A 24,892-nucleotide genomic window follows, 5' to 3' on the forward strand; every position below is an offset into this window, starting at 1 on the left:
CTAAGGAAATCTGGTCGGAGTGGCAGGATTCGAACCTGCGACCCCTGCGTCCCGAACGCAGTGCTCTACCGGGCTGAGCCACACTCCGACTGAGGGCCGGCTTATAGCGTCGGGTTTCGGGGACCGCAAGGGACCACAGGGCACCCAATTGAGGAATCTAGTCACAGTGGATACAGGTCTGAAAACGCACGTTTTGTCCGCTGGCGCCGCCGCCACGGCAACCGCCGCCGGGGTCCTGGCCGAGGGCGGCCTGGTGGCGTTTCCGACCGAGACGGTTTATGGCCTCGGCGCCGATGCTGGCAACGCCGCCGCGATCGCCCGGCTTTACGAGGCCAAGGGCCGGCCGGCCTTCAATCCCCTGATTGCCCATGTCGCCGATCTCGGCGCCGCCCGCCGGATTGCCCTGTTCAACGGGCAGGCCCTGCGATTGGCGGACGCGTTCTGGCCCGGTCCCCTGACCCTGGTGCTGCCGAAGGCGCTCTCCTGCCCGGTTGCGGAACTCGCGACCGCCGGGCTCGATACGGTCGCCATCCGCATCCCGGCCCACAAAGTGGCGCGCGACATCATCAAGGCCTTCGGCGGTGCCGTGGTAGCGCCGTCGGCCAATCTCTCCGGCCATGTCTCGCCGACCACTGCCGAGCATGTGAACGGCGATCTCGCCGGTCGCATCGACCTGATCGTCGACGGCGGGCCGGTCGAGGTCGGCGTCGAATCCACCATCGTCGGCTGCTTCTCCGATCCGGTGCTGCTGCGGCCGGGCGGGCTGACGCGCGCCGAGATCGAGCGCGTGCTCGGCCACCCCTTGCAGTCGCCGCCGCAAGACGCGGAAAGCGACGCCCAGCCGGTTGCCCCCGGCATGCTCGCCTCGCACTACGCGCCACGGACACCGGTCCGGCTCAACGCCGGCGACGTCCATGTCGGCGAAGCCTTGCTGTCGTTCGGGCCAGCCAAGGTCGCGCGGCGCGAATGCGCCTCGGTGGAGATGAACCTGTCCGAGCGCGGCGACCTGGCCGAGGCCGCCGCCAATCTGTTCGGGTACCTTCGCACCCTCGACAAAAGAAACGCGGATGCGATCGCGGTGACGCCCATTCCCGAGGACGGGTTGGGCGAAGCCATCAATGACCGGCTGCGCCGCGCGGCCGTTGGGCGGTAACAAGCATGACCCGGACCGGAACGGCCGCGTTAGCGCCAAGTGGGAACCGGTTTTCCCTCGCGACAAACGCGAAGCGTTTGCCCGAACGGCATGCTTAGGCAAAGATCCCCGACTGAGTGAAAGACCAAGAAAAAATGAACATCGTCCAATCAGCGGTGCCGCCGCTTCCGCCCGAATTGCTTGAAAAATTCCGCGCCATCGTCGGCGCGAAATATGCGGTGACCGACGCAGCCGACATCAAGCCTTACGTCACCGAGGAGCGCGACCTGTTCCACGGCCGCTCGCCGCTGGTGCTGCGCCCCGGTTCGACCGCCGAGGTCGCCGCGATCTGCAAGCTTGCGACCGAGCACAGGATCGCGCTGGTGCCGCAGGGCGGCAACACCGGCCTAGTCGGCGGCCAGACGCCGCACAATGGCGAGGTCGTGGTCTCGCTGCGGCGGCTGGACAAGATTCGCGACATCGACGTCGAATCCAACACCATGACCTGCGAGGCCGGCGTGGTGCTGCAGATCGCGCAGCAGAAGGCAGCCGACGTCGATCGGCTGTTTCCGCTCTCGCTCGGCGCAGAAGGCAGCTGCACGATCGGCGGCAACCTCTCGACCAATGCCGGCGGCACCGGAGCGCTCGCCTATGGCGTGGCGCGCGAAATGGCACTCGGGCTCGAGGTCGTGCTGGCTGACGGCCGCGTGCTGAACGCGCTGTCGAAGCTGAAAAAGGACAACACCGGCTACGATTTGCGCAACCTCTTCATCGGCGCAGAAGGCACGCTCGGCATCATCACCGCGGCGACGCTAAAGCTGTTTCCGCGGCCGCGTGCGGTCGAGACCGCCTATGTCGGTCTGAAGTCGCCCGCGGCCGCGCTCAAGCTGCTGTCGATCTCGCGCGATCAAGCGGCCGGTGCGTTGACGAGCTTCGAGTTGCTCGCCGACGTCGCGGTCGACTTCTCGATCCGCCACGGCATCGATATCCGCGATCCCCTGACCAGCAAGCATCCCTGGTACGTGCTGATGGAATTGTCGTCGTCGCGCGACGATGCACGCGACACGCTCGAGGCGATCCTGGCCCAGGGCATGGAGGACGGCATCGTCGACGACGCCGTGATCGCCGCCAATCTGAGCCAGCGCCAGGCGTTCTGGAAGCTGCGCGACGAGATGTCGGCGGCGCAGAAGCCGGAAGGCGGCTCGATCAAGCACGATATCTCGGTGCCGGTCGCCGCCGTGCCCGCCTTCATCGAGGAGGCCAATGCGGCGGTGGTGAAGCTGATCCCGGGTTCGCGGCCGGTGCCGTTCGGCCATCTCGGCGACGGCAACATCCACTACAATGTCAGCCAGCCGGTCGGCGCCAATGCGGCCGACTTCCTGGCGCGCTGGCACGACGTGAATGCCGTCGTGTTCGAGATCGTGCTGCGGATGGGCGGCTCGATTTCGGCCGAGCACGGCATCGGCGTGCTCAAGCGCGACGAACTGCCTGACGTCAAGGACAAGGTCGCGATCGAGCTGATGCGGCAGGTCAAGGCGATGCTCGATCCGCTCGGCATCATGAACCCGGGCAAGGTGCTGTGACCGCGCAGGCGACGATGCCCTCCTCCTCTGCCTCCCTCGCCATTGCACCGATCACCGATAACGACATCGCCGATGTCGTCGCGCTGTGGCAGGCCTGCGGCCTGACGCGGCCGTGGAACGATCCTGCCGCCGACATCGCGCTGGCGCGGCGCGGACCGAACTCGGCCGTGCTGGTCGGCCGCGACGCCAATGCGATCGTCGCGACCGCGATGGTCGGCCACGACGGTCATCGCGGCTGGGTCTATTACGTCGCGGTCGATCCCAACCGCCAGGGCAAGGGACTTGGCCGCACCATCATGGCAGCGGCCGAGGACTGGCTGCGCGCCGCCGGCGTGCCGAAGCTGCAACTGCTGGTGCGGCGGGAGAACGCCAAGGCCGGCGCGTTCTACCAATCGCTCGGCTATGACGAATCGACCTCGGTGATGCTGGCCAAATGGCTCGACGGTCGCGAAGCGACGCCGTGAGAGAGTTGAGGATCAACGCATGAGCATCGCCGACCGCGTCCGCGTCAAGGACGTCGAGCTGCTCTCGAAGCGCCGCTACGAGCTGAAGAGCGCGACGTTCGATTACCGGCGCGCCAACGGCGAATGGCAGACCCAGGTGCGCGAGGTCTACGACCGCGGCAACGGCGCGGCGCTGTTGCCCTACAATCTGACGACCCGCAGCGTCGTGCTGGTGCGCCAGTTCCGCTACCCCGCCTTCGCCAACGGCTATGACGGTCTGCTCATCGAGGCTGCCGCCGGCATGCTCGACGATGCCGAGCCGGAAGCACGCATCCGCGCCGAAGCGGAGGAAGAGATCGGCTACCGGCTCGCGCATGTGCGCAAGGTGTTCGAGGCTTTCACGTCTCCGGGCGCGGTGACCGAGAAGCTGCATTGCTTCGTCGCCGAATACGACGCCGCGATGCGCATCGGTGACGGCGGCGGGCTCGCCGACGAGGGCGAGGACATCGAGGTGCTCGAGCTCTCGATCGACGACGCGCTCGCCATGATCAGCGACGGGCGCATCGTCGACGCCAAGACCATCATGCTGCTGCAATACGCCGCGCTGCATCTGTTCAGGTGAACGCCGCCTCGCCCCGAGGCTTGCCGGGGCCTTGCGGCCTCGCGCACTCAACGCTTTAGACTAGCTATCCCCGTCATCCCTGCGCAATGGCTATGCCATTGTCGCTGGAGGTGCGAGCCTCTTCGGCGAGCCTCGAAGGATGAATCGGCCACCAGCCGGGCCGTGCATCCTTCGAGACGCGCGAAGACGCGCTCCTCCAGCGACAAAGGCCAAGCCTTTGCGCGGGGATGACGGGAATAAACTGAACGAAATGCTCTACCGCATCGTGATCGCAAGGCCGCTCAGATCGGCGTTGGCCATCAGACCGACCTGGTGTCCGGTCAATTCAAGCACCGCCCCCTTCTGATTGGTCAGCACGATCGCGCGCGCGCCGCGTCCGACGGCAAGCCCCGCGCCGGCCGCACCGTAGACGCCGGCAACGTCGGACGGACGGTTGATGTTGCTGACGCGGCCGCGCAGCACGGTCTTGGAGCCGCCGAACACCAGGCCGTAGTCGAGACCGCCGGTGGAGAGCCGGTAGGAGCGGCCGCGGAAGGTCAAGACGCCGCTGCCGCCGGAGCCGCCGATGATCCATCCGGCCTTGTAGATCGTGAGCGTCACGAAGCCGCTGTCGGCACGGGCGGCGGAAGAGAACGCAAGGCCGGTGAACGCCAGCAGCGCCACCAGCGCGGCGCGAAGGGTGGATGAAAATTTCATGTGCGGTCTCCCCAGGATTTGCTCTCGTCGATTTGTTCGCGTCGCGACACGGCTGCGAATCGCGATGCTCCGACTGTAACAAGCGCGTAAACAGGCGCAATTTGGCACAGCGATGGCCGATTTGCTGATGGGTGCTTTCGCACGACCAGTGTTGAACCTGTTCCCGGGGTTGCAACACTCACTGCATGTCCGGGGCGATCGGCCCCTGAGCTCCAGGATTGCCCCGTGGAGCATTCATTTTTCAAACCGGAGATTTCCCATGCGTCGTCTTGCGATTGCCTGTGCCGCTATTGCCGCCACCGTGTCCGTGCTTGCCGCGGCAAGCCCGGCCAGCGCCACGCCCTATCATCTGATCCGCTGGCAGGACACCGGCTTCTGCCAGATCTGGGACCAGAGCATCCCGACCACGCCGTGGCCGGCGAACTTCTCCATCGTCAGCGAGGAGCTGCCGACCTTCGACGCCGCGTTCAGCTACAAGACCGGCCTCCTGAACAACGGCACCTGCTCGTTCTGAGCGAACGCCATTCGATCACGCACAGGGCGGACACCCGGCAACAGCGCGGCGTCCGCCCTTGTGCTGTCAGGTAGTGACGCGATCCAGCGTCAGTGATGCTTGATCAGGGCGTCGCGCGCGGCGGCGAGTTCGAGGAATGCCGCACCGTTGCCGCCACCGTCGGGATGCACCGTCTTGGCGGCGCGCTTGAAAGCCTGATGGACTTCGGTCGCTGCGAGCCGGCGGCCGAACGGCAGGCCGAGCAATTGCCGGTACTGCTCCTCCTGCGTCAGCGCCTTCGGCGCCAGGCCGCGCCGGCCGAACCGCGGCACCGACAGCATGTGCAGTGCGTCGCCGATGATGCCGAGACGGCGCAGCGCCATCGCTTTGGTGCGGCAGTCGGCCGATTTCAGCGCCGCCTGGCGCAGGATCGGCAGCACCTGTGCGGCCGCATGCCGCAGTGTCTCGTCGATCTCGGTCGTGGCGATCTCCGCGACCATTTTGGCCATCTCGCGATAGTCCGGATCCGGCGCCGCGCAAAAGCGCTCGATCGCAACTTTCCAGTGTCTGATATTCGGGTCCATGTCCGCGGTCCGTAACTGTCATCCGAATCCGGATAACAGCAACGCGCAAACGCGGCTTGGCGTTTCGGTTGGCGCAGTTTTGAATAGTGTTGTCGACAACGCTCACAAATCAGAACAAGGAAACGCCATGGCCCTTCTCGACAATCACATCGCCGTCATTACCGGGGCAGGCTCGGGTATCGGGCGCGCCATCGCATTGGGCTACGGCCGCGAGGGCGCGCGCGTGGTGCTGCTCGACATGAACGGCGATGCGGCGGCGGAAGCGGCCAGGGAGATCCGCAGTGCCGGCGGCAAGGCGGAGAGCTTTGCACTCGACGTGACCAATCGCGACGCCTGCGTCGCGATGGCAAAGCAAGTGGCCGACAAGGTCGGGCCGGTCTCGATCCTGGTCAACAATGCCGGCATCGCGCGCCGCAACGGCATGCTCGGCACCGACGAGGCCGTGATCAAGGATTGGGAAGACATCATCTCGATCAATCTCACCGGCGTTTTCAACGTGACGCATTCGTTCCTCGCACCGCTGCGCAAGAACAAGGGACGCATCGTCAACATCGGCTCGATCCAGTCCTTCGTGCATCTGCGCACGCCGAGTTCGCCGGCCTATACCGCCTCCAAGCACGGCGTGCTCGGCTTCACCAAGGCGTTGGCCGCCGAGCTCGGCAAGGATGGTGTGCGCGTCAATGCGATCGGGCCGGGCTTCATCGAGACGCCGTTGAACGAGAAGGTGCGCGCCACCAATCCCGACCTCGTCAAGGTCTTCATGGACCACACCCCGCTCGGCCGCGCCGGCAAGCCGGAGGACATCGTCGGCCCCGCCATCTTCCTCGCCTCGGACCTGTCGGCCTATGTCTCGGGATCGATCGTGATGGTCGATGGCGGATACCGCACATTGTGACGGATGGAACCGCAATCGTGGCGATTTCTGGGTATTTTGCTTACAGAGCAGGGAGTTAGGGCCACGTTAAGGACTTGTTAACCAAACCGGCACACCGTGGATCTACGGGGTAGTTAGTTCTCGATGTCTTCGCTTCACCGACGAAGCGGGCGTTGATCGGGAGGAGTTCATGTCTTACGCGTCCACCGTACCGTCGCCGGAAGCGCTGCTGCCGTCGCTGGCTCCAAATGAAATCGTCCCACTGCTGATCGGCGCGACCGTCGATGAAGTCGAGCGCGAGCTCGTGCTGCAAACGCTTGCGCGCTGCGACGGCAATCGCACCCGCGCCGCGCGCGTGCTCGGGCTGTCGGTTCGGACGTTGCGGAACAAGATCCGCGAATATTCGGCCGACGGCATCGACGTGCCGCTGAGCGAGCACGCCGCAGCCTAGAGCAAGATCCGGAACCGTGCGAAGCGGCTTTCCGGGACGATCATGTTCGGACAACGAGCTAAGCGTGATGACGATTCAACCCGATCTCATCACGCTCTTGCGGCACGTCGACGCTAGATCGGCAGGTCGATCGAAAGCCGCCGCCAGCGCGACAATAGCTCGCTGCCGTCGGCATTGAGGCAGCGAGCGAGACGCACCTCGGTCGTCGCGGCCTGTTGCAGCGTCTGCGCGACCAGCGCCGTCGCATAGTCCCAATAGTCGCGCCGCCCCTTCGGATCGTCGTCGACCAGTGATTTTGCGAGGATCTCGACATAGATCGCAGCGACGGCTCTTTGCCAGAGCTCACCCGCGCGCTCGCCCTCCGCCGAGGGCGCACCGGTCCGCGACTGCCAGGCCAACCAATAATTTTCCTCCGCGCCGCCCCAAGCGGATGGCAATAGCGATGGGTCGAGGCATGGCGAGCGACACTCAAGCGGCTGCATCCCGCGCGCGTCGCAGAAGAAGCAATAGCCGAGCTTGTCGTACCAGCTGACGCGCAGCAATCTGCGAATCTCGGTCTGTTGATCCGCCGCGAGCTGCCTCACGCCCGTTCGTTCGAGATCACCGATGATCGCCTCCAGGCGATCGCGATCGTACGGCTCGACCTCAAGAACCACGCCGATATTGCGTGGAAACAGCGCGTCGAGCATCTCGATCATCTCGCGATAGAACCGGCGCGCCATGCCGCCGCCGCGCCATGCCTTCGCGACGCCGACATAGTTGCAGTAGATCAGCTCGCTTGCGTGATCGTATGTGAAGAAACCGAGGCCGATCGCGCCCCCCTCCGCGCGCAGGATGAAGCAGCGCGAGTCGAGACAATATGACAGCTTCCGACCGCCGACGCTGAACTCTCGTCGCTCGCCGACATCATCTGACAGCACCCAGCGCACAATGTCGTCGGGGGCGTCGCGCTCGTTCGGAGGAAACAGCCCGGCATACAGATCGAGGACGCCGGTGTTGCGAAACGCCGCTTCATCGCGCAGATCGTGCCGCGTCACCACGATGTCGAACGTCAGCGCCCCTGTTGCGTCGCCTGCAACTGCGCCGCGCATGTCGTTCAGAATCCGCAACGCGTCCTCCCGTCACGATCTTCGCATCGAATTATGACTGTTGATCGCTTGCATCAGCGGCGCCGGGCAGAATTGAAGCCGTCATCCAACCTCTGTTACAAGCGGCCTGAAATCGCGACGGAGCATATCAGTGGCTGACGAGACAATCTCCCGCCAGGGGTCACGAGGGGCGCAGGGGCCGCAGGGCCGTCAGGGCGAGCCGGGTCGGCCCGGTCCGCAAGGACATCCGGGGCGGCCGGGGCCGGAAGGTGCGCGCGGCAAGCCGGGTCCGCAGGGCAAGCCCGGACTGGTTGGGAAGGCGGGGCCCCAGGGCAAGCCGGGAGCGCAAGGCAAGGCGGGCGTGCAGGGTCCGCGCGGCGAAGCTGGTCCACAGGGACCGCAGGGACCGGCCGGCCCGCGCGGTGAAGCCGGGCCGCCCGGACAATTGCCGTCGATCGAGCAGGTGATGCCGTGGCTGCACATGATCTTCGACGCCTGGGAAGACTACAAGCGCACCAGGGAGCGTGAAGCCGCCGAGTTCGCCGAGCGCGATGCCGCCGAGCGCGCGGCAGCGGAGGCGATCGCGCTTGACGTCGACGCCATCGACTTCGCGGAAGATGACGACGAGGACGACGATCACAAGAAAAAGAAGAAGCACCGCAAGAAGGACAAGAAGTAACCCCTCTTGTCCTCGCGACGACACGGCCAGCTCTGTCCGTGTCGCACCCGATGCCTACCGCTCCGCGCCCGGATTGGCCGGAGGATCGGAGGGCCGAGCGAGGTGCATGAGCTGGAAGACCCAGCGCATGGCGTAGTACCAGGCAACGCCCGCGAACGCCCCGCAGGCCGACAGGATGATGACGTTGGCAAGGTCGATCGTCCCGCTCGACCACAGCATGCCGCAGGTCCAGAGCACGGCGAACGCGATCGAACAGGACGTGAGCAGGGCAGGCTTCATGGCGTTGCTCCGGGATCGGGTGAACGGCACCGATGCCCGGACGCGTGGTGCCGCACCGTGATCTGCATCACGGTACGCCCCGCCCTCAGCCAAACCGCAGGCGCGAACGCTCCCTCGCCTTCTCCGCCTCCACCTCGCGATCGCGCGCGGGTGCCGTGGTCTGCAACGAGATCAGGACCTTGCGCGCGGCGGTCGAGACCTCGGCCACGGCCAGGTTGAAGGCGGCCTCATTGGAGTGCGACGGCTTGTTGAAGCCGGACAGTTTGCGCACGAACTGCAGCGCCGAGGCGTGGATCTCGTCTTCGGTGGCGGGCGGCTCGAAGTTGAACAGCGTCTTGATATTGCGGCACATGTCGGTCTCCCTCGCCCGCGGCAACGGGGCGGCTCTCTCAAGGACGATCGGCTGCTGCAAAATACGACATCGTGGTCTATTCTGGCAGTCTCATCGTCCACGGTGGAGCGAGGTTCCGGATGAGCCACGTGATCTACAAGGTCGTCCAGCACGACGGCGGCTGGGCCTATACCGTCAACGGGGTGTTCTCGGAACCATTTCCTACCCACGCCGCGGCCCTTGCCGCTGCCCGACGCGCCGCCAACGAGCAGCGCGTCCCCGGCCGCACCGAGGCGATCCAGTACGAGACGTCGGACGGCAAATGGCTGACCGAAACCGCCTCCGGCAACGACCGCCCGGAGACCGAGGTCGAGGACGGCCGCTAGTTCACCTCGTCGCCTTCAGAACGGAACCTGGACGCCGAGCCGGTCGAAGAACGCCCGCCCCCGATCGGTGATCCGCAATGCGCGTGGAATCCGATGCGGCGCAACGCCGCGCATCTCGACCAGCCGCGTCAGCACGGCATTGGCAAACGGACCGGCGAGATGCGGCACGCGCTCGGTCCAGTCATTGCAGAGCCGCAGATGCGGCTGCCGCGCCGGATCGAAATCGATCGCCTCGGCCCGGCACCAGGCCAACCCCTGCTCGGTCACGCGACCATCGCGGCCGTCGATCACGACGAGGCGGCGGCGGATCAGCGCATTCGACAGCAGCACGCCGAGCTGACCCGCAAGGTGGTGGTAGCAGGTGCGCGATTGCCTGAGCTGCTCGGCCGGCATCGCACGCCGCCGCCCCACGGTGGCCTTGGCCGCAAGATCGACGAGGTTCTCGATCAGCGCCGCGACGTCGTCGTCCCTGATCCGGTAGTATCTGAACCTGCCCTGTGCCCACACCGACAGCACGCGGGCGTCGACCAGCTTCTGCAAATGCGCGCTGGCGCCTTGCGGCGAAATGCCGGCGACCGCAGCAAGCTCGCCCGCCGGCAACGCCTTGCCGTCGGCCAGCGCACTGACCATCGCCTCGCGGACCGGATCGCCCAAGGCCTCGGCGATCCGCGAAAATCCTGTCTGCAGGGCTTGGGATGATCCCACCGCATCGTCCTCCGGATCGCGCCGAAACGTCCTACCCGCATTCGCCGTGCCGCGCAGCTCATTTCAGATTTTCCTGAAACGTCGCGGCGGCCTCTTCCGCTCAAATGGGCGGCAGTCGACCAAACACAAGGGAACAATCATGACAGCTGGCAGCAACGACGCGGAACGCATCCACAGGCTCTGGGATGAAGCGCTCGGCAACAAGGACCTCGAGGCGGCGCTCGCGCTCTACGCAGCCGACGCCTCGATCGAGAGCCCGCTGGTGCAGCATTTGATGCAGACCAAAGACGGGTTCGTCCGCGGCCGCGACGCGCTGCGCGAGTTCATCACGCGCGTGTTCCGCACCAACCCGCCGCAACGGCGGCGCTTCAAGCAGGGCTTCTTCAGCGACGACCGCGTCCTTACCTGGGAATATCCGCGGCAGTCTCCGGACGGCGACCAGATGGATCTCGTCGAGGTCATGGAGATCGGGCACGGCCTGATCCAGCGTCACCGCGTCTATTGGGGCTGGTACGCACTCAACGTGCTGAAGGCGAGTTAACCGGACACTTCTGCGTCAGGCGCGTGGACGACGCTTTCCGTCATGCTAGGCTTGCACCGACGCGGCTGGACAAATGCGCCGTGCGTGGGGAGAAGCACCATGATCCGTTTATGCGCGGCGCTTGCGGCCGCTCTCGTCTCGATGTCGGTACCGGCCATGGCTGCAGATTACCCCACACCGCAGGATGGCGAGTGGACCGCGAAGGACTTCAAGTTTCACAGCGGCGAGGTGATGCCGGAACTGCGGCTGCACTACACCACGGTCGGCGCGCCAACCGGACAGCCGGTGCTGGTGCTGCACGGCTCCGGCGGCTCGGCCGCCAGCATGCTGACGCCGAGCTTTGCCGGCCAGTTGTTCGGCCCCGGGCAGCCGCTCGACGCGGCGAAATACTACATCATCATCCCCGACGGCATCGGGCACGGCAAATCGTCGAAGCCGTCGGACGCGATGCGGACGAGCTTTCCGAAATACGACTACAACGACATGGTCGACGCGCAGTATAGGCTCGTCACCGAGGGGCTCGGCATCAAGCATCTGCGGCTCGTGATCGGCAACTCGATGGGCGGCATGCACACCTGGATCTGGGGCGTGCGCTATCCGCGGATGATGGACGTGCTGGTGCCGATGGCCTCGCAGCCGACCGCGATGGCGGCACGCAACTGGATGCTGCGGCGGACGATGCTGGAAACGATCCGCAACGATCCCGACTACAACGGCGGCAACTACACCAGCCAGCCGCGGATGATGAAATACGCCATCGCCGCCTATCGCTTCGCCAGCGCCGGTGGCACGCTCAATTACCAGGCGCTGGCGCCGACCGCAGCGCAGGCCGACAAGATGGTCGACGACCAGCTGGCGTTGCCGGTCACCGCGGATGCCAATGACTACATCTATCAATGGGAGGCCTCGCACGACTACGATCCCTCCGCCGGACTGGAGAAGATCGAGGCAACCCTGCTTGCCATCAATGCCGCCGACGACGAACGCAATCCGCCGGAGACCGGCGTCACCGAAGCTGCCGTGAAGCGGGTCAGGAACGGCAAGATTGATCTGATCCCGGCAAGCAGCGAGACACGCGGCCATCTCACCACCGGCGATGCGAAGTTCTATGCCAGGCAATTGCAGGAAGTGTTGCAGACGGCGCCGACGATGTAGCCATCGAGGTCAGGGCGATGTCCGCTGATCGCTTCCGCCGCATTGCGCTCAGCCTGCCCGAGGTCGTTGAAGGCGCGCATCACGGCACAACCGATTTCCGCGTCGGCAAGCGCATCTTCGCGACACTCGGCTATCCCGACCAGGATTGGGGCATGGTGAAGCTGACACCCGAGCAGCAGGCCATGGTGGTCGAGGCCGAGCCGGAGATTTTCCGGCCGGTGCCGGGCGGCTGGGGCAAGAGCGGCAGCACCAATGTCCGCCTCGCGAGAGCGGACCAGATCACGCTGCGCAGCGCGCTCAAAATGGCGCGAGACAATATCGCGTTGAAAGCCGCGAAGAACGCGCGCACGAAGAAGCCATCCTGAGCGCAACCTTCCCGCACTGCATCACGCCCGCCTGCGCGGTTTCGCTGATTCTTTGAGCATGCATCCCGCGCGCGGTTCGTGCCTAATCGCGCAAACACCGGATTCGCGCGACGCTACGCACGGGTCACGTAGAAGTTTTCGCCGGAGGAAGGCAATGCGAAGACTCGCGCATGTCGCGGTGCTTGCGTGGCTCGCCATGATGGCGGGCGCTGCACTGGCATTCGACAACGGCCAATACGACAACGTGCCGCCCGATATCCGCGCCTGGTTCAAGAGCGTGATCGCGCCGAATGGCGTGCCGTGCTGCGACATCTCCGACGGCCATCGCACCAGCTACGACGTTCGGGGCGGCGCCTATTGGGTGCCGATCGAGGGCGAGTGGATGATGGTGCCGGAGCGCGCCGTGATCCGCGATCGCGGCAATCCGGTCGGCGAGGCCGTGGTGTGGTACGTGCACCACCGCGGCAGCATCATCATCAGCTGCTTCGTTCCGGCGGATGCTGTCTGAACGGCGCCCGCCGCCTGCGCGGGAAGCTCTGCGCGCGAGATCGCGTCAATTTGAAACAGTTACTCTCTGTTAACCTTACTTTTTAACCAATAATTAAGGATGAGTTTGCGGGCGCCATGAGGCGCGGCCTAGCGTCTGCAGAAATGCTCCGTAACCGCGAGTTGGTGCGTGCCATGGCTCTTCGAAGAATGGCGTATCGAACATATGGGGCGCTGATGGCGTCACTGATGACTTCCCTTGGCGTTGCAGCGCTGCTGCTTGCTTCTCCGACCGAAACCTATGCGAGATCCGGATCCGCGGCGCGCGGCACGTTCTCCTCGCACCATCCAGCCTTCCGCCATCATGTGCGGGTGCCCGGCATCGTGTTGCCGGACGCGGGCGGATATTATGATGGTGCGGCGAGCGTTCCCTTCGCCGCCGAGGTCCCGGCGCCGGTCTCCAACGACGTCCGCTACACCTACACCCAGGACGTGCCCTGGGATTGGGCACATCGCTATCCGCCGGCCGTGGTGCCGTCGGATCGCCCCTATGTGTCGAGCTGCCCCACCGAGAGCGTCACCGTGCCCGGACGCGGCGGCGACCGCACCGTCAACATCACGCGGTGCTACTGACCAATAGCTCTATCCCGTTCGCAAAAACAAAAGAGGCCGCCCGCAAGGACGGCCTCTCGTATTTTGGCAGACGCTCGGCGCGCCGGCAGACAGCCGGTCAGGAATCCTCGCCCTTCAGATGACCGACGTGCTTCTGGGTGTAGAGCTCAAGGCCGATGCGCTTGATCAGGTCGAGCTGGGTCTCGAGGAAGTCGATGTGGTCTTCCTCATCCTTCATCAGCTGCTCGAACAGGTCACGGCTGACATAGTCCTTGACGCCATGGCAGTAGGTCGCCGCCTCCTGGTAGAGCGTGCGGGCGCCGATCTCGGCGGCGAGGTCACACTCGATGATCTCCTTGACGTCCTGGCCGATCTTCAGGGGATCGAGCACCTGCAGGTTCGGGAAGCCGTCGAGAAAGAGGATGCGATCGACGAACTTGTCGGCGTGCTCCATCTCCTCGATGGACTCCTTGCGCCAGACCTTGGCCATCTCCAGGAGGCCCCAATTGTTGAGCATCCGGTAGTGCAGCCAGTACTGATTGATGGCGGTCAGTTCGCTGCGCAGCCCCTTGTTCAGATAATCGATGACCTTCGGGTCGCCTTGCATGATCCACTCCACCTGTCGCGGCCAACCTTGGCCGACGCTGAATTTAGAATGTTTCTAAATCAGATTACCGGCAAGAGCAACCCTTCGTAGAAGCGGCGCCTGGATAACCGGATTCGGAGGGATTTGGTGAAATCAGCAGGCCGCGAGCGCGAATTCGGCCGGCTCGGCGTCCTCGTTGGCCGCGTGCGGATGGCCGCTGTGGGGGCAACCGGAGCAGCAGGCCTTGGCGCAGGGACCGAGCGCCTCGTCGATGATCGCCTTGATGGTGCGCGCGCAGCGGCCGCATTCGGCACTGCAGCCGAGGCAGCCGTACACCTGCTTGGCGTTTCGTGTCACGGACCCACCGCCATTGACGGCATTGCGGACATCGTGGTCGCTGAGGACGTTACAGGAACAGACAATCATCGGAGCAAGGCGGGGTCCAACGGTGATGCTTCCCAGTATGGATATTGTCGGCTCCCGCGCGATGCAAAAGGAAAAAGCGGTTTTTGTAGCAATTCCAAACTGATGCGGGATTCATATTGGAATGAGTCTAAATCGGTCGGAGTTCGAACCCGCGGGGTGGCTACGGGCCAATAAGCGATTCCTTCGCCGCCGACCGCCATGAGCACGCGCCTCGCTGGGCGCTATCGGGCTTGTGCGTTGCAAGATATTCCAAAAGCTGCAAGCATTTGGTCGCGAATACGGCAGCGTCGTTCATTGAACATTCAAGCTGAGTATGGAACCCTCCGGCGAGACGGATCGCCAATGCACGCTGTCCCTGCTGCCGTGAGAAAGGTCAGGCCATGAAGAAGACATTGCTGGCGCTTTGCGCCGTTGCCGCTGTGGCGGCTTCGACTGTGGCGGTGCCCGCCCCCGCCCAGGCACAACGCGGTGTCGCCGCCGGCGTCGCTGCGGGATTGATCGGTGGCGCCATCGTCGGTGGCGCGATCGCATCGCAGAACCGCTATTACGGTCCGGGATACGGCTACTATGCGCCCGGCCCGGCCTATGTCGCCGAACCCGGCTACGGCCCCGATTGCTTCTGGCAGCGCCAGCGGTTCTGGGACGGCTACACCTGGCGCGTTCGCAGCGTCCGCGTTTGCGATTGATCGCCGTTCATCTCGATTAAATCGAACCAGATGTCCCGGAAAACCGACTGTTTCTCCGGGACAACTGCTGTAGATGGCCAGAAAAAACCGCTTTTCTGCGCGATCAGCCTGCGGACGTTTACTTTCGGTTGACTGTTCTGCGCTGTTTAGCAAGACAGCAGTTCGAGATCAGCGTGCGAGTCACCTCAACCCGGCGCCGGACCACGACGCCACCACCTTCCAGGAGAGCCAAAGACATGAAGAAGACTTTAGCTGCCCTTGTCGCCGTTACCACGATTGCCGGTTCGCTGGCCGTTGCTCCGGCTGCCAAGGCTGGTGACGGCGGCGCCGTCGCGGCCGGCGTTGCCGGCGGCCTGATCGGCGGCGCCCTGCTGGGCGGCGCGATCGCAGGCGCTCGCCCCGCCCCGGTCTATGTCGCACCGGCGCCGGTTTACGTCGAAGAGGCCCCGTGCCGCATGGTTCGCGAGCGCTTCTGGGACGGCTACGGCTGGCGCTTCCGTCGCATCCAGGTTTGCGACTGATCGACCGACACGTTTTCAGCATCACACTCGAAAACCCGGCCTCGCGGCCGGGTTTTTGCTTTGCGCCACCAGGCGGTCTTGCGAGCCAGCCCGGTCAGCGCTGCCCGTTCATCGCGCGCAGCACCGCCTCGCTCGGCCAGCAATCGACCTTCAGCCCGGCCTGCTTCTGATAGGCGCCGAGCGCCGCGCGGGTCTGCATCCCGGCCTTGCCATCGAGCTTGTCCTTGTAGAGACCGATCTTCGTCAGCTGCTGCTGCATCGCCTCGACATCGGCGGAGCGCAGCTGCTTCGATGCCGACCATGGCGTCGCGAATGGCTGCGGGCTCGTCATGCGGTCGGCGAGGTGGCCGACGAACAGCACGTAGAGATCGGAGAAATTGTATTCCTTGATCACGAAGTAATTCGGCGTGGTCAGGAAGGCGGGACCATAGCTGCCTTCCGGCTGCAGCAGCGACGCCGATTGCGCCAGCTCGGCGGTGCTGAGCTTCTGCCCGCGCACCGGCACGAAGCCCGCGCGCAGCCACTGGGTGATCGGCTTCGTCACTTCAGGCACGCCCATCGTGCAGTCGGCATTGGCCGGCGCCTGCACCTCATAGGCCCAGCGCACGCCGGGCTGCCAGCCCTTGTTGACCAGCTGCTGCGCGGCGGAGGCGAGCGCGTCCGGCACCGAATGCCAGATATCGACGCGGCCGTCGCCGTCGAGATCGACGCCGTGCTTGTAATATTCCGACGGCAGGAACTGGGTGTAGCCGGTCGCACCGGCCCAGGAGGAGCGCATCTCCTTGCGCGTCACCGCGCCCTCGCCGAGGATCTTCAGCGCGAGGATGAATTCGGTGCGGTACTGATCCTTGCGACGGCCGACATAGGCCTGCGTCGCCACCACGCGCAGCGTGTCGTAGGGCAGCGAATAGCGCCCGTAATCGGTCTCGCGGCCCCAGATCGCCAGCACGACGGTGGCCGGGACGCCGAACCGCTTCTCGATCGCATCGAGCGACGGCCGATACTTCTGCATCAGCCGCTGCCCCTCCGCGGCGAGCCGCGCGATCGAGGCTTCCTTGATGTAATCGGCCGGCACCTGCACGAACTCGGCCTGCGCCGGCGCGCCGGTCTTGGGACGTCCGGGCAGGATCAGGTCGGGCAGCTTGTAGTCGGGCTCGAGCGAGCGCGTCTCGCGATCGAAGGTCTCGCGCGACACGCCGGCGGCCTTGGCCTCCGGCCACAGCGAGGCGATGAACTGGGTGAACGCAGCATCGGCGGCGAATGCCGGCCGCTGCAGCGGCGCACAAAGCAGCAGCGCGAATGCGACAATGGTGGCTGGCCATTTCATGATCGATCTCACCCTGCGGAAACGGTCATTGCAACGCGGATTCGGCAATTGTCAGAATTCAATTCTGGGTGGTAAGTTTTGCCATGCGCATATTTCTGTCATTTCCCTCCGAACTGGAATCGCAGGCTGACAGCATCGCCCAGTCCCTGCGCAATTGCGACCATGACGTTTTCTTTTCGCACGACGATCTTCCGCCGGGCGACAGCTTCGATGCGCGCGTCGAAAAAGCCATCGAAAGCAGCGATTTTATGGTGTTCCTGATCAGTCCGGAATCGGTGACCAGGGGACGCTACACGCTGAGCGAGCTCGCCTTTGCCCGGAACAAATGGCCGAACCCCAGCAATCGCGTGCTGCCGGTGATGATGGCGCCGACCCCGCTCGACCAGGTTCCGACCTATCTCAAGGCGGTCACGATCCTCGAACCTCAGGGCAGCGCGGCCGCCGAGACACGGGCCGCCGTCGATCGCATGCTGGAAGCCAAAAGCGAGCAGTCGCGCGACCGATCGATTTTGCCCTTCGCCGTGCTGTCGCTTGCGTCGGCCATCCTGTGCAGCCTGGTCGCGACCTATGCGCTCAACGTCCTGCAATATTCGTTCGTCGTCTCCGACGCCGGCGGGATCACGATCCTGCCCGGCGTGATATTCGGCGCGGCGATCGCGACCTGCAATGTGATGTTTGGCGCCAGGGACCGGTTTCAGCTGGCGCTGGTGGTCGCGATCACGACGGCGGCGTGGATCGCGGCCTACGATGCCAGCGCCGTGACGCTTCAGGCGCTCGGCCAGTATGCGAGAACCGTGCCGATCGAGGGCAATGCCGCGAACCCGGCCCAGATCACCGAGACGCTCGGCAACAATCCCTACATGGGATTTTTGATCGGCGGCATCGGCGGCGCTGTCGGCGGAGCCATCACCATTCTCGGCGTGCTCCTGACCAACCCCGCGTTCAGGCGGATCGACAGCGTCGTCGTGACCTGGATCGCGGCCATCGCAGCCGGAACGGTTTACGGCGCGATCGTCAGGCTGCCGACCTTGCTGGGCTGGCTGGTGCTGTTCGGCGTCTGGCAGACCGCGTTCGTCCTCGCGATGGCGCGTGGATTTCCGCGCGGCGCGGCGCAGATCCCCGAATGGCTCGGCAGATCCGCGCCGGCACTGTTCGGCTCACGCGCGGCGCGGTGACGCCGCGCCGCCGTTCATCCCTAATGCCCAACCTGCTGCTTGGCGCCCTCGATCGAATCGTTCGACAGCTTGTCGACGATCGCGATGCCGATCGCCGACAGGATGAAGACGCAGTGGATGATGGTCTGCCACATCACGCCGGTCTCGGTGTAATTGCCCTTGCCTGACGACAGCGCGCCGGCCTCGATGAAGGTGCGCAGCAAATGGATCGAGGAAATGCCGATGATCGCCATCGCCAGCTTGATCTTCAGCACGCTGGCATTGACGTGGCTGAGCCATTCCGGCTCGTCCGGGTGGCCCTTCAGATTGAGGCGCGAGACGAAGGTCTCGTAGCCGCCGACGATCACCATCACGAGCAGGTTCGAGATCATGACGACGTCGATCAGGCCGAGGACGGCCAGCATGATCTGCTGCTCGCTGAAATCGAAGGCATGGGCGAACAGGTGCCACAATTCCTTCAGGAACAGCACGACATAGACGCCCTGGGCGATGATCAGGCCGACATAGAGCGGCAATTGCAGCCAGCGCGATCCGAAGATCAGCATGGGAACGGGACGCAGCGACCGGCCCTTTGCGGGGGCGCGCGCCTCGGAAAGTGCGGACATGGTGGAGCGCTCGCAGAATTTGATTTGCGGGAGCGCTCTATCTACGCAATCCCGCGCGCTTGAAAAGCGACAACTGGCCGCAGATTGCGCCGCGATGCCGTCACGATCCTGCCAACGAGCAACGCTCGAACGCGGCGCGATGGCCGCGTTCGAGCGTCAAATCGATCAGCGCGTCAGCTTCTTGTACTTCACGCGGTGCGGAATGATGCTGTCCTGGCCGAGCCGGCGCATCTTGTCCTTTTCGTAATCCTGGAAGTTGCCCTCGAACCATTCGACATGGCTGTCGCCCTCGAAGGCCAGGATGTGAGTCGCGATGCGGTCGAGGAACCAGCGGTCATGGCTGATGATGACGGCGCAACCGGCGAAATCCTCCAGCGCCTCTTCCAGCGCGCGCAGCGTGTCGACGTCGAGGTCGTTGGTCGGTTCGTCGAGCAGCAGCACGTTGGCGCCCGACTTCAGCATCTTGGCGAGATGCACGCGGTTGCGCTCACCGCCCGACAGCGCACCGACCTTCTTCTGCTGGTCGGCGCCCTTAAAGTTGAACGCCGAGCAGTAGCCGCGCGAATTGACTTCCTTCTTGCCGAGCAGGATCAGCTCGTTGCCGCCGGAGATCTCCTCCCACACCGTCTTGTTGCCCTCAAGCGCGTCGCGCGACTGGTCGACATAGCCGAGATGCACGGTCTCGCCGACCGTGATGGTGCCCTTGTCCGGCGTCTCCTGCTCGGTGATCATCTTGAACAGCGTGGTCTTGCCGGCGCCGTTGGCACCGATCACGCCGACGATGCCGCCGGGCGGCAGCTTGAAGGTGAGATCGTCGATCAGCAGGCGATCGCCAAACCCCTTGCTGAGGCCTTCGAAGTCGACGACGTTGGCGCCGAGCCGCTCGGCGACCGGAATGATGATCTGCGCGGTCTGGGTCTGCTTCTCGCTCGCCTTCTTGAGCAGCTCCTCATAGCGCTGGTAGCGGGCCTTCGACTTGGCCTGGCGCGCCTTCGGCGAGGACGCCACCCATTCCTGCTCGCGGGCCAGCGTCTTCTGATGCGCGGCGTCCTCGCGGCCTTCCTGCTCGAGCCGCTTCTGCTTCTGCACCAGCCAGGACGAGTAATTGCCCTCGTAGGGGATGCCGCGGCCGCGGTCGAGCTCGAGGATCCAGCCCGTGACGTTGTCGAGGAAGTAGCGGTCGTGGGTGACGATCAGGATCGCGCCGGGATAGTTGCGCAGATGGCCTTCCAGCCACGACACCGACTCGGCGTCGAGATGGTTGGTCGGCTCGTCCAGCAGCAGCAATTCCGGCTGGTCGAGCAGCAGGCGGCACAGCGCGACGCGGCGGCGTTCACCGCCGGACAGCTTGGTGACATCGGCATCGTCGGGCGGGCAGCGCAGCGCGTCCATCGCCTGGTCGACCTTGCTGTCGAGATCCCACAGGCCCTGGGCCTCGATCTCGTCCTGCAGCTTGGTCATCTCGTCGGCGGTCTCGTCCGAATAGTTGACCGCAAGCTCGTTGTAGCGGTCGAGGATCGCCTTCTGCTTGGCGACGCCGAGCATGACGTTCTCACGAACGTTGAGTGCCGGATCGAGGTGCGGCTCCTGCTCGAGATAGCCGACGCGGGCGCCCTCGGCGACCCAGGCCTCGCCGTTATACTCCTTGTCGAGGCCGGCCATGATCTTGAGCAGGGTCGACTTGCCCGAGCCGTTGACGCCGAGCACGCCGATCTTGGCGTCCGGGTAGAAGCTCAGATGGATGTTATCGAGCACCTTGCGGGTCGGGTACGCCTTGGTCAGACCCTGCATGAAATAGATGAACTGGCGAGCCATCCGCTGTCCCTGGAATTGATCCGATTTGTGGAAATTTTGCTGCCGCCGATGTAACGGCCGGCCCCCGAAAGCGCAACCGCGGGGCCTCTGTTTTCCGTCCGTTCACCACGTTTCGCGGCTTCACCACGGATGATTACGGGGTCGACGCCATGTGTGCGCCGAATCACGACAATTGAAACCATCTTTTAATAAATCAGGCCAAAACTCGTTCTCAACGTCGAAAAACGGCGATTTTCGCGGCAGAACCGCGGCCAAAACAGTTGAGGCCACGTCATGGCTACCATCATTTCAGCACCCCTTCCGCGCCCGACGACCAAAGGCGAGGCGACGCTGTTCGCCGAATTCCGCGCCTTTTGGCGCGCCTTCGTCGCCAAGGCTTTCAATCCCTACCGGCCGGAACTGCACTATATGCGCGGCCCGGGTCCGGCTTGCCGCGCCAAGCAGATGGCGCTGTCGCCGGCGGTCCGCGCGATGCTCGCCGATATCCGCTCCACGAAGACGCAGAAGCCGTCTCCGCGCGTGTGACAATCGCCGCTTTTTGAAACCGCGGCCGCTTGCGCGCCTGCCGATTGCGCGCGACCATGACGGGTATCCCGACGGTTGATCTCCCGCCGTCGCCCTCACCCTGAATGGACCTTCCCCGATGACGCGGCTCCGCTGTGCAATCCTCGACGACTATTTTGACATCGCGCTTTCGGTGGCCGACTGGCCAAAGGTCAAGGACCGGGTCGACGTCACCGTGTTCGACAAGCCGTTCGCGAGCGAGGCGGAAGCGGCGACGAAGCTGAAGGATTTCGAGATCATCTGCGCGATGCGCGAGCGCACCCCATTCCCGAAGAGCCTGCTCGACGCGCTGCCCAGGCTGCAGCTCCTGATCACCTCAGGCATGCGCAACGCGGCGATCGACATGGAGGCCGCCAAGGAGCGCAAGGTGGTGTTGTGCGGCACCCAATATAGCCGCGATCCCACCGCGCCCCTGACCATGGGCCTGATCCTGGAACTGACCCGCGGCATCGGCCGCGAGAATGCGCGCATGCACGCCGGCGAGGCGTGGCAGACCTTTGCCGGTACCGAGATCGAAGGCAAGACGCTCGGCATCATCGGCCTCGGCAAGCTCGGCAGCAAAGTCGCCGGCATGGCCAAGGTGTTCGGCATGAATGTCATCGCCTGGAGCCCCAATCTGACGCCGGAGAAGTGCAATGAGGCCGGCGTCGGCTATGCCAGCAAGGACGAGCTGTTCGCGACATCAGACATCATCACCATCCATGTCGTGCTGAGCCCACGCTCGCGCGGCCTGGTCGGCGCCGCCGATCTCGCCCGCATGAAGCCGTCGGCCTATCTCGTCAACACCGCGCGCGGGCCGATCGTCGACGAGGACGCCCTGTTCGCGGCGCTGCGCGACAAGACGATCGCCGGCGCCGGCATCGACGTGTTCTCGGTCGAGCCGCTGCCGTCGGATCACCCGCTGCGCAAGCTCGACAACGTCGTGATCACGCCGCATCTCGGCTATGCCACGCGCGAGAGCCTGCAGGCGCATTATCAGCAGATGGCCGAGTGCATCGACACCTTCACCAAGGGCAACGAGCCGCCGCGGCGCCTGGCCTGAAAAGCATTCACTGCGGCTAGCCGAGCCAGCGGAACGCGCGTTCGAGCTCGGCGCGGCCGTCCCGGTCATACCAGCGCCCGTGGGCGAGAATGATCCGCTCCGGATTCCATTCGATCATGCGGGCGACGATGGTCTTCAGCGCCGCGCGGTCCCGCGAGAAGGTCAATCGCATGTCGCGCGGCGTGCTGCCGTCAGGATCGCGCACGCCCCCGAGCCAGGTCAGGAACCGCATCAACGGCGAGCGGACTCGCCCGGCCTCAAAATTCTCGATCAGGTCGGTCAGCAGCAATGTCCGCGACGGCAGATGGAAGAACACGACCTCCGTCATGTAGCTGCCTGCCACCGGCAGCGTCGCGATCCACTCATCCCAGGGATAGCCGGATGATCGTTCCAGTGACTCGCCTTCGCTCAGCCGATTGCCCGCCTGTTGCTTGATCCCGGGCGCAAGAAAGATGCGCGCGTCCGGATAGGCAGCATGCCATTCCGGAATCCACCAATAGTGCAGACGGTTCGGACCGATGATCCAGCGCGGTACGCCCAGCTCAACGATTGCGGCCTTGAGCTCGGCCAGCAATGGTGTCGGCGAGTGAATGAACAGCCGCCCACCCGGCAGACGAACGATCGTCGCGCGCGTTGGAAACGGCATCTTGAACCAGCGCGGGCCGAACCGGATGATCGGACCATCGATCATCCATACGTCATCGGCGACAGGCTTTGGCGTATTCAGCGGCGGATAGGTCTCGCAGACGTCCTGCATCGCGTTGCCTCCCGGGCGGCAACGTCGGGATGCGCGGCTTGTTGCAACAAAAAAGGCGCGCTGTTCGCGCGCCTTTTTCAATGATGAACTTGCCGGTTGGCCTAGCGCACCGTCACCGGTGCGGGCAGCGGCTGCACCGTGGTCGGCTGCGTGCCGGGCAGCGGCGCGGCCGCCTGAGCCTGGGCCGCAGAGGGAGCCATCGGGTTCGCGGGCGCGGCAGAAGCCGTCGCCGTTCCCGGCGGCGGACCACCGGGCAGCACGACCACGCGGGTGCCGACCTTGGCGCGTTCGAACAGGTCGGAGACGTCTTCGTTCAGCATGCCGATGCAGCCTGACGAGACGAACTTGCCGATGGTCGACGGCTGGTTGGTGCCGTGAATTCGGTACACGGTCGAGCCGAGATACATCGCGCGGGCGCCGAGCGGGTTGCCGGGTCCGCCGGCCATGAAGCGCGGCAGATAGGGCTGACGCTCGATCATCTCAGTCGGCGGATGCCAATCCGGCCACTCGGCCTTGCGGGTGATCTTCTGCACGCCGGTCCAGGTGAAGCCGTCGCGGCCGACACGGACGCCGTAACGGACCGCCCGGCCATTGCCCAGGATGTAATAGAGGTAGGTGTTCGACGTATCGACAACGATCGTGCCTGCCGGCTCCTTGGTCGCGAACGACACTTCCTGGCGACGCAGATTCGGCGGCAGTTGCGCCGGGGCGTCTTCGGGCTGCTCGTCCGGCGGCAGCGCCGCGATCTGCACCGGCTTGCCATTGGCATCGACCGGCGCCTGCTGCTGCGGCACGGCTCCGGTAACGCCCTCGGGCGGTCGCATGCCGCCGCGGTCGTCGCCATAGGAAACGCCGGCGGCCGGAACGCCATTGTCGCGATTGGCTTGTTGCGCACCCGGACGATCGCCGTAGATCACCGGCGGCGGCCCCATCGGACGGCCATAGCGGGGATCATCGGGCGACATTACCGGGCCAGTCGGCGCGCCACGGTCGGAATAGACCGGAGGAGCATTCATCGGACGGCCATAGCGCGGATCGTCCGGCGACATCACCGGACCGGTCGGCGCGCCGCGATCGGAATAGGCGGGCGCATTCGCCGGACGGCCATAGCGCGGGTCGTTCGGCGACAGCACCGGGCCGGGCGGCGGCAGCGCAGCCGAATCCTGCCCGTCATCGTCATTGAGAGCGTCGAAATCCGGCATGCTGCCCTGGGGGTAGGGCTGGGGCGCCGTCGAATAGGCGGTGCCCTGGGGCGCCGGATAACCCTGCTGCGCATGCGCAAGCGAGGTTCCTGCCACGCCGAGAGCCGCGGCAGCGCAAATCGTCAGAATGCGGTTGATCATCATTGCTCTGTTATAGTCCCCAAGCCACACCGGACTGTTAACGGCCCAATGCAGGAAGATAGCGGCGCATTCAAGACAAATCCGCGAAACCCGGGCTATTCCGGGCCTTTTGTGATTTCGCGTCAACGCTGCGACAAAGATGTCTCACGGGCCCGGAATGTTTGTCCACGTGGCCAAAGTCATCAATCACCTGCATTTTGTAACAAACAGTCCCGGGACGTTGCGATATCTTCGAATCGGCCTGATTCGCGCTCGCGACGCCGGCTTTCTTGTGTGGTCACCGCGTTCCCTCGACATCGAAGACCCTCCCGCAGAAGGGGGAACCCGCGCCCATGCTCCCCGGCCTTCGTTTTCTGTTCGCCGCGATCGTGCTGGCGACCTCGCTTCTGGTGTTCGGGTTAGGGGCCGCCGCGCTGTTTCGCGCGGCGCATGAAGAGTTCGCCAGCATTCCGGCCCGCCGGGCGCCGCTCGAGCCGCAATTCGCGCAGCAGCCCGAGACCTGTCTCTTATACACATCTCCGAGCCCACGAGACTTAGGAT

Annotated in this window: 32 protein-coding genes, 1 tRNA gene and 1 pseudogene; 20 read left to right on the forward strand and 14 right to left on the reverse strand. The window is 64.8% G+C overall.

Translation table 11 applies throughout. From position 1 onward, the window contains the following. Positions 1 to 11: 11 nt before the first annotated feature. Positions 12 to 88 (reverse strand) — tRNA-Pro (locus PMN64_RS23475). A 78-nt stretch (positions 89 to 166) separates the two neighbouring features. Here PMN64_RS23475 and PMN64_RS23480 point away from each other — a divergent pair. From PMN64_RS23480 to PMN64_RS23495, 4 genes are all read left to right on the forward strand, one after another. Next, the gene (locus PMN64_RS23480) at positions 167 to 1,153 is read left to right on the forward strand and encodes an L-threonylcarbamoyladenylate synthase (RefSeq protein ID WP_304496856.1); all 987 of its coding nucleotides are present in this window, start codon (positions 167 to 169) and stop codon (positions 1,151 to 1,153) included. Positions 1,154 to 1,287: 134 nt separating this feature from the next. Then, complete coding sequence (locus PMN64_RS23485) at positions 1,288 to 2,715, forward strand: FAD-binding oxidoreductase (protein ID WP_411782351.1); 1,428 nt, start codon at positions 1,288 to 1,290, stop codon at positions 2,713 to 2,715. A gap of 14 nt (positions 2,716 to 2,729) precedes the next feature. Next, positions 2,730 to 3,179, forward strand: coding sequence for a GNAT family acetyltransferase (locus PMN64_RS23490; protein ID WP_212056467.1), 450 nt, complete (start codon positions 2,730 to 2,732; stop codon positions 3,177 to 3,179). A 19-nt stretch (positions 3,180 to 3,198) separates the two neighbouring features. Beyond that, entirely contained in the window at positions 3,199 to 3,780 is a 582-nt protein-coding gene (locus tag PMN64_RS23495; protein WP_411782352.1) for a GDP-mannose pyrophosphatase, read from the forward strand. A 255-nt stretch (positions 3,781 to 4,035) separates the two neighbouring features. On the opposite strand, the gene PMN64_RS23500 is transcribed toward PMN64_RS23495, so the two are convergent. Continuing rightward, positions 4,036 to 4,476 carry a hypothetical protein gene (locus tag PMN64_RS23500; protein WP_028343003.1) on the reverse strand — a complete coding sequence of 147 codons (441 nt, stop codon included), beginning with the start codon at positions 4,474 to 4,476 and terminating at the stop codon, positions 4,036 to 4,038. A 259-nt stretch (positions 4,477 to 4,735) separates the two neighbouring features. On the opposite strand from PMN64_RS23500, the gene PMN64_RS23505 reads away from it, so the two are divergent. Then, a complete protein-coding gene (locus PMN64_RS23505) occupies positions 4,736 to 4,990 on the forward strand; it encodes a hypothetical protein (protein ID WP_016840959.1) in 255 nt (84 codons plus the stop codon). A gap of 89 nt (positions 4,991 to 5,079) precedes the next feature. Here PMN64_RS23505 and PMN64_RS23510 read toward each other — a convergent pair whose 3' ends face one another. Beyond that, positions 5,080 to 5,553, reverse strand: a complete 474-nt coding sequence (locus PMN64_RS23510; protein ID WP_411782353.1) for a hypothetical protein — start codon at positions 5,551 to 5,553, stop codon at positions 5,080 to 5,082. A 127-nt stretch (positions 5,554 to 5,680) separates the two neighbouring features. On the opposite strand from PMN64_RS23510, the gene PMN64_RS23515 reads away from it, so the two are divergent. Both PMN64_RS23515 and PMN64_RS23520 read left to right on the forward strand, forming a co-directional pair. Further along, entirely contained in the window at positions 5,681 to 6,448 is a 768-nt protein-coding gene (locus PMN64_RS23515; RefSeq protein ID WP_028343000.1) for an SDR family NAD(P)-dependent oxidoreductase, read from the forward strand. 169 nt (positions 6,449 to 6,617) lie between these two features. Then, positions 6,618 to 6,878: a helix-turn-helix domain-containing protein gene (locus tag PMN64_RS23520; RefSeq protein ID WP_016840962.1), complete on the forward strand. Its 261-nt coding sequence runs from the start codon at positions 6,618 to 6,620 to the stop codon at positions 6,876 to 6,878. Positions 6,879 to 6,991: 113 nt separating this feature from the next. Here PMN64_RS23520 and PMN64_RS23525 read toward each other — a convergent pair whose 3' ends face one another. Continuing rightward, positions 6,992 to 7,987: a hypothetical protein gene (locus PMN64_RS23525; protein WP_411782354.1), complete on the reverse strand. Its 996-nt coding sequence runs from the start codon at positions 7,985 to 7,987 to the stop codon at positions 6,992 to 6,994. A 130-nt stretch (positions 7,988 to 8,117) separates the two neighbouring features. Between PMN64_RS23525 and PMN64_RS23530 the strand changes: the two genes are divergently transcribed. Beyond that, positions 8,118 to 8,645, forward strand: coding sequence for a collagen-like protein (locus tag PMN64_RS23530; RefSeq protein ID WP_028342998.1), 528 nt, complete (start codon positions 8,118 to 8,120; stop codon positions 8,643 to 8,645). 54 nt (positions 8,646 to 8,699) lie between these two features. Here PMN64_RS23530 and PMN64_RS23535 read toward each other — a convergent pair whose 3' ends face one another. Together PMN64_RS23535 and PMN64_RS23540 are read right to left on the reverse strand one after the other, a co-directional pair. Then, a complete protein-coding gene (locus tag PMN64_RS23535) occupies positions 8,700 to 8,924 on the reverse strand; it encodes a hypothetical protein (RefSeq protein ID WP_411782355.1) in 225 nt (74 codons plus the stop codon). A gap of 85 nt (positions 8,925 to 9,009) precedes the next feature. Then, a complete protein-coding gene (locus tag PMN64_RS23540) occupies positions 9,010 to 9,276 on the reverse strand; it encodes a DUF2277 domain-containing protein (protein ID WP_411782356.1) in 267 nt (88 codons plus the stop codon). A 119-nt stretch (positions 9,277 to 9,395) separates the two neighbouring features. Between PMN64_RS23540 and PMN64_RS23545 the strand changes: the two genes are divergently transcribed. Beyond that, complete coding sequence (locus PMN64_RS23545; RefSeq protein WP_016840968.1) at positions 9,396 to 9,641, forward strand: DUF2188 domain-containing protein; 246 nt, start codon at positions 9,396 to 9,398, stop codon at positions 9,639 to 9,641. A gap of 15 nt (positions 9,642 to 9,656) precedes the next feature. On the opposite strand, the gene PMN64_RS23550 is transcribed toward PMN64_RS23545, so the two are convergent. Then, the gene (locus tag PMN64_RS23550; RefSeq protein ID WP_411782357.1) at positions 9,657 to 10,346 is read right to left on the reverse strand and encodes an ArsR/SmtB family transcription factor; all 690 of its coding nucleotides are present in this window, start codon (positions 10,344 to 10,346) and stop codon (positions 9,657 to 9,659) included. Between the two features lie 139 nt (positions 10,347 to 10,485). Between PMN64_RS23550 and PMN64_RS23555 the strand changes: the two genes are divergently transcribed. The 5 genes from PMN64_RS23555 (at position 10,486) to PMN64_RS23575 (ending at position 13,526) form a co-directional block, all read left to right on the forward strand. Beyond that, positions 10,486 to 10,887, forward strand: a complete 402-nt coding sequence (locus tag PMN64_RS23555; protein ID WP_411782358.1) for a nuclear transport factor 2 family protein — start codon at positions 10,486 to 10,488, stop codon at positions 10,885 to 10,887. A 99-nt stretch (positions 10,888 to 10,986) separates the two neighbouring features. Next, positions 10,987 to 12,042: an alpha/beta fold hydrolase gene (locus PMN64_RS23560; protein ID WP_411782359.1), complete on the forward strand. Its 1,056-nt coding sequence runs from the start codon at positions 10,987 to 10,989 to the stop codon at positions 12,040 to 12,042. 17 nt (positions 12,043 to 12,059) lie between these two features. After that, entirely contained in the window at positions 12,060 to 12,407 is a 348-nt protein-coding gene (locus PMN64_RS23565) for an MmcQ/YjbR family DNA-binding protein (protein WP_411782360.1), read from the forward strand. A gap of 154 nt (positions 12,408 to 12,561) precedes the next feature. Beyond that, entirely contained in the window at positions 12,562 to 12,915 is a 354-nt protein-coding gene (locus tag PMN64_RS23570) for a hypothetical protein (protein ID WP_028342992.1), read from the forward strand. A gap of 188 nt (positions 12,916 to 13,103) precedes the next feature. Beyond that, entirely contained in the window at positions 13,104 to 13,526 is a 423-nt protein-coding gene (locus tag PMN64_RS23575) for a hypothetical protein (protein WP_411782361.1), read from the forward strand. A gap of 97 nt (positions 13,527 to 13,623) precedes the next feature. Here PMN64_RS23575 and bfr read toward each other — a convergent pair whose 3' ends face one another. Beyond that, entirely contained in the window at positions 13,624 to 14,112 is a 489-nt protein-coding gene (bfr, locus tag PMN64_RS23580) for a bacterioferritin (protein ID WP_026193251.1), read from the reverse strand. Between the two features lie 132 nt (positions 14,113 to 14,244). Further along, complete coding sequence (locus PMN64_RS23585; RefSeq protein WP_016843730.1) at positions 14,245 to 14,517, reverse strand: bacterioferritin-associated ferredoxin; 273 nt, start codon at positions 14,515 to 14,517, stop codon at positions 14,245 to 14,247. Between the two features lie 380 nt (positions 14,518 to 14,897). Between PMN64_RS23585 and PMN64_RS23590 the strand changes: the two genes are divergently transcribed. Both PMN64_RS23590 and PMN64_RS23595 read left to right on the forward strand, forming a co-directional pair. Next, complete coding sequence (locus PMN64_RS23590; protein WP_016843729.1) at positions 14,898 to 15,203, forward strand: hypothetical protein; 306 nt, start codon at positions 14,898 to 14,900, stop codon at positions 15,201 to 15,203. A 236-nt stretch (positions 15,204 to 15,439) separates the two neighbouring features. Further along, complete coding sequence (locus PMN64_RS23595; protein WP_016843728.1) at positions 15,440 to 15,724, forward strand: hypothetical protein; 285 nt, start codon at positions 15,440 to 15,442, stop codon at positions 15,722 to 15,724. 94 nt (positions 15,725 to 15,818) lie between these two features. On the opposite strand, the gene PMN64_RS23600 is transcribed toward PMN64_RS23595, so the two are convergent. Further along, entirely contained in the window at positions 15,819 to 17,051 is a 1,233-nt protein-coding gene (locus tag PMN64_RS23600; RefSeq protein ID WP_411782362.1) for a lytic murein transglycosylase, read from the reverse strand. An 83-nt stretch (positions 17,052 to 17,134) separates the two neighbouring features. On the opposite strand from PMN64_RS23600, the gene PMN64_RS23605 reads away from it, so the two are divergent. Next, the gene (locus PMN64_RS23605; protein ID WP_411782363.1) at positions 17,135 to 18,226 is read left to right on the forward strand and encodes a toll/interleukin-1 receptor domain-containing protein; all 1,092 of its coding nucleotides are present in this window, start codon (positions 17,135 to 17,137) and stop codon (positions 18,224 to 18,226) included. Positions 18,227 to 18,246: 20 nt separating this feature from the next. On the opposite strand, the gene PMN64_RS23610 is transcribed toward PMN64_RS23605, so the two are convergent. Continuing rightward, positions 18,247 to 18,831 (reverse strand): TIGR00645 family protein, encoded by a 585-nt coding sequence (locus PMN64_RS23610; RefSeq protein WP_028342988.1) that lies wholly within the window; start codon positions 18,829 to 18,831, stop codon positions 18,247 to 18,249. Positions 18,832 to 18,996: 165 nt separating this feature from the next. Continuing rightward, positions 18,997 to 20,646 carry an energy-dependent translational throttle protein EttA gene (gene ettA, locus PMN64_RS23615; RefSeq protein WP_194459149.1) on the reverse strand — a complete coding sequence of 550 codons (1,650 nt, stop codon included), beginning with the start codon at positions 20,644 to 20,646 and terminating at the stop codon, positions 18,997 to 18,999. Positions 20,647 to 20,919: 273 nt separating this feature from the next. Between ettA and PMN64_RS23620 the strand changes: the two genes are divergently transcribed. Both PMN64_RS23620 and PMN64_RS23625 read left to right on the forward strand, forming a co-directional pair. Continuing rightward, entirely contained in the window at positions 20,920 to 21,171 is a 252-nt protein-coding gene (locus tag PMN64_RS23620) for a hypothetical protein (protein ID WP_028342986.1), read from the forward strand. A gap of 118 nt (positions 21,172 to 21,289) precedes the next feature. Beyond that, a complete protein-coding gene (locus PMN64_RS23625) occupies positions 21,290 to 22,252 on the forward strand; it encodes a D-2-hydroxyacid dehydrogenase family protein (protein ID WP_411782364.1) in 963 nt (320 codons plus the stop codon). Between the two features lie 16 nt (positions 22,253 to 22,268). Here the strand turns inward: PMN64_RS23625 and PMN64_RS23630 are convergent, their stop codons facing one another. Together PMN64_RS23630 and PMN64_RS23635 are read right to left on the reverse strand one after the other, a co-directional pair. Further along, entirely contained in the window at positions 22,269 to 23,009 is a 741-nt protein-coding gene (locus PMN64_RS23630; RefSeq protein WP_411782365.1) for a DUF4336 domain-containing protein, read from the reverse strand. A gap of 101 nt (positions 23,010 to 23,110) precedes the next feature. Further along, a complete protein-coding gene (locus tag PMN64_RS23635; protein ID WP_069279595.1) occupies positions 23,111 to 24,355 on the reverse strand; it encodes a L,D-transpeptidase in 1,245 nt (414 codons plus the stop codon). Between the two features lie 329 nt (positions 24,356 to 24,684). On the opposite strand from PMN64_RS23635, the pseudogene PMN64_RS23640 reads away from it, so the two are divergent. Beyond that, positions 24,685 to 24,892, forward strand: a pseudogene (locus tag PMN64_RS23640) (hypothetical protein); the annotation flags it as partial.

Origin of the sequence: Bradyrhizobium sp. UFLA01-814, assembly GCF_046718885.1 — a bacterium.
Taxonomy (GTDB): domain Bacteria; phylum Pseudomonadota; class Alphaproteobacteria; order Rhizobiales; family Xanthobacteraceae; genus Bradyrhizobium; species Bradyrhizobium elkanii.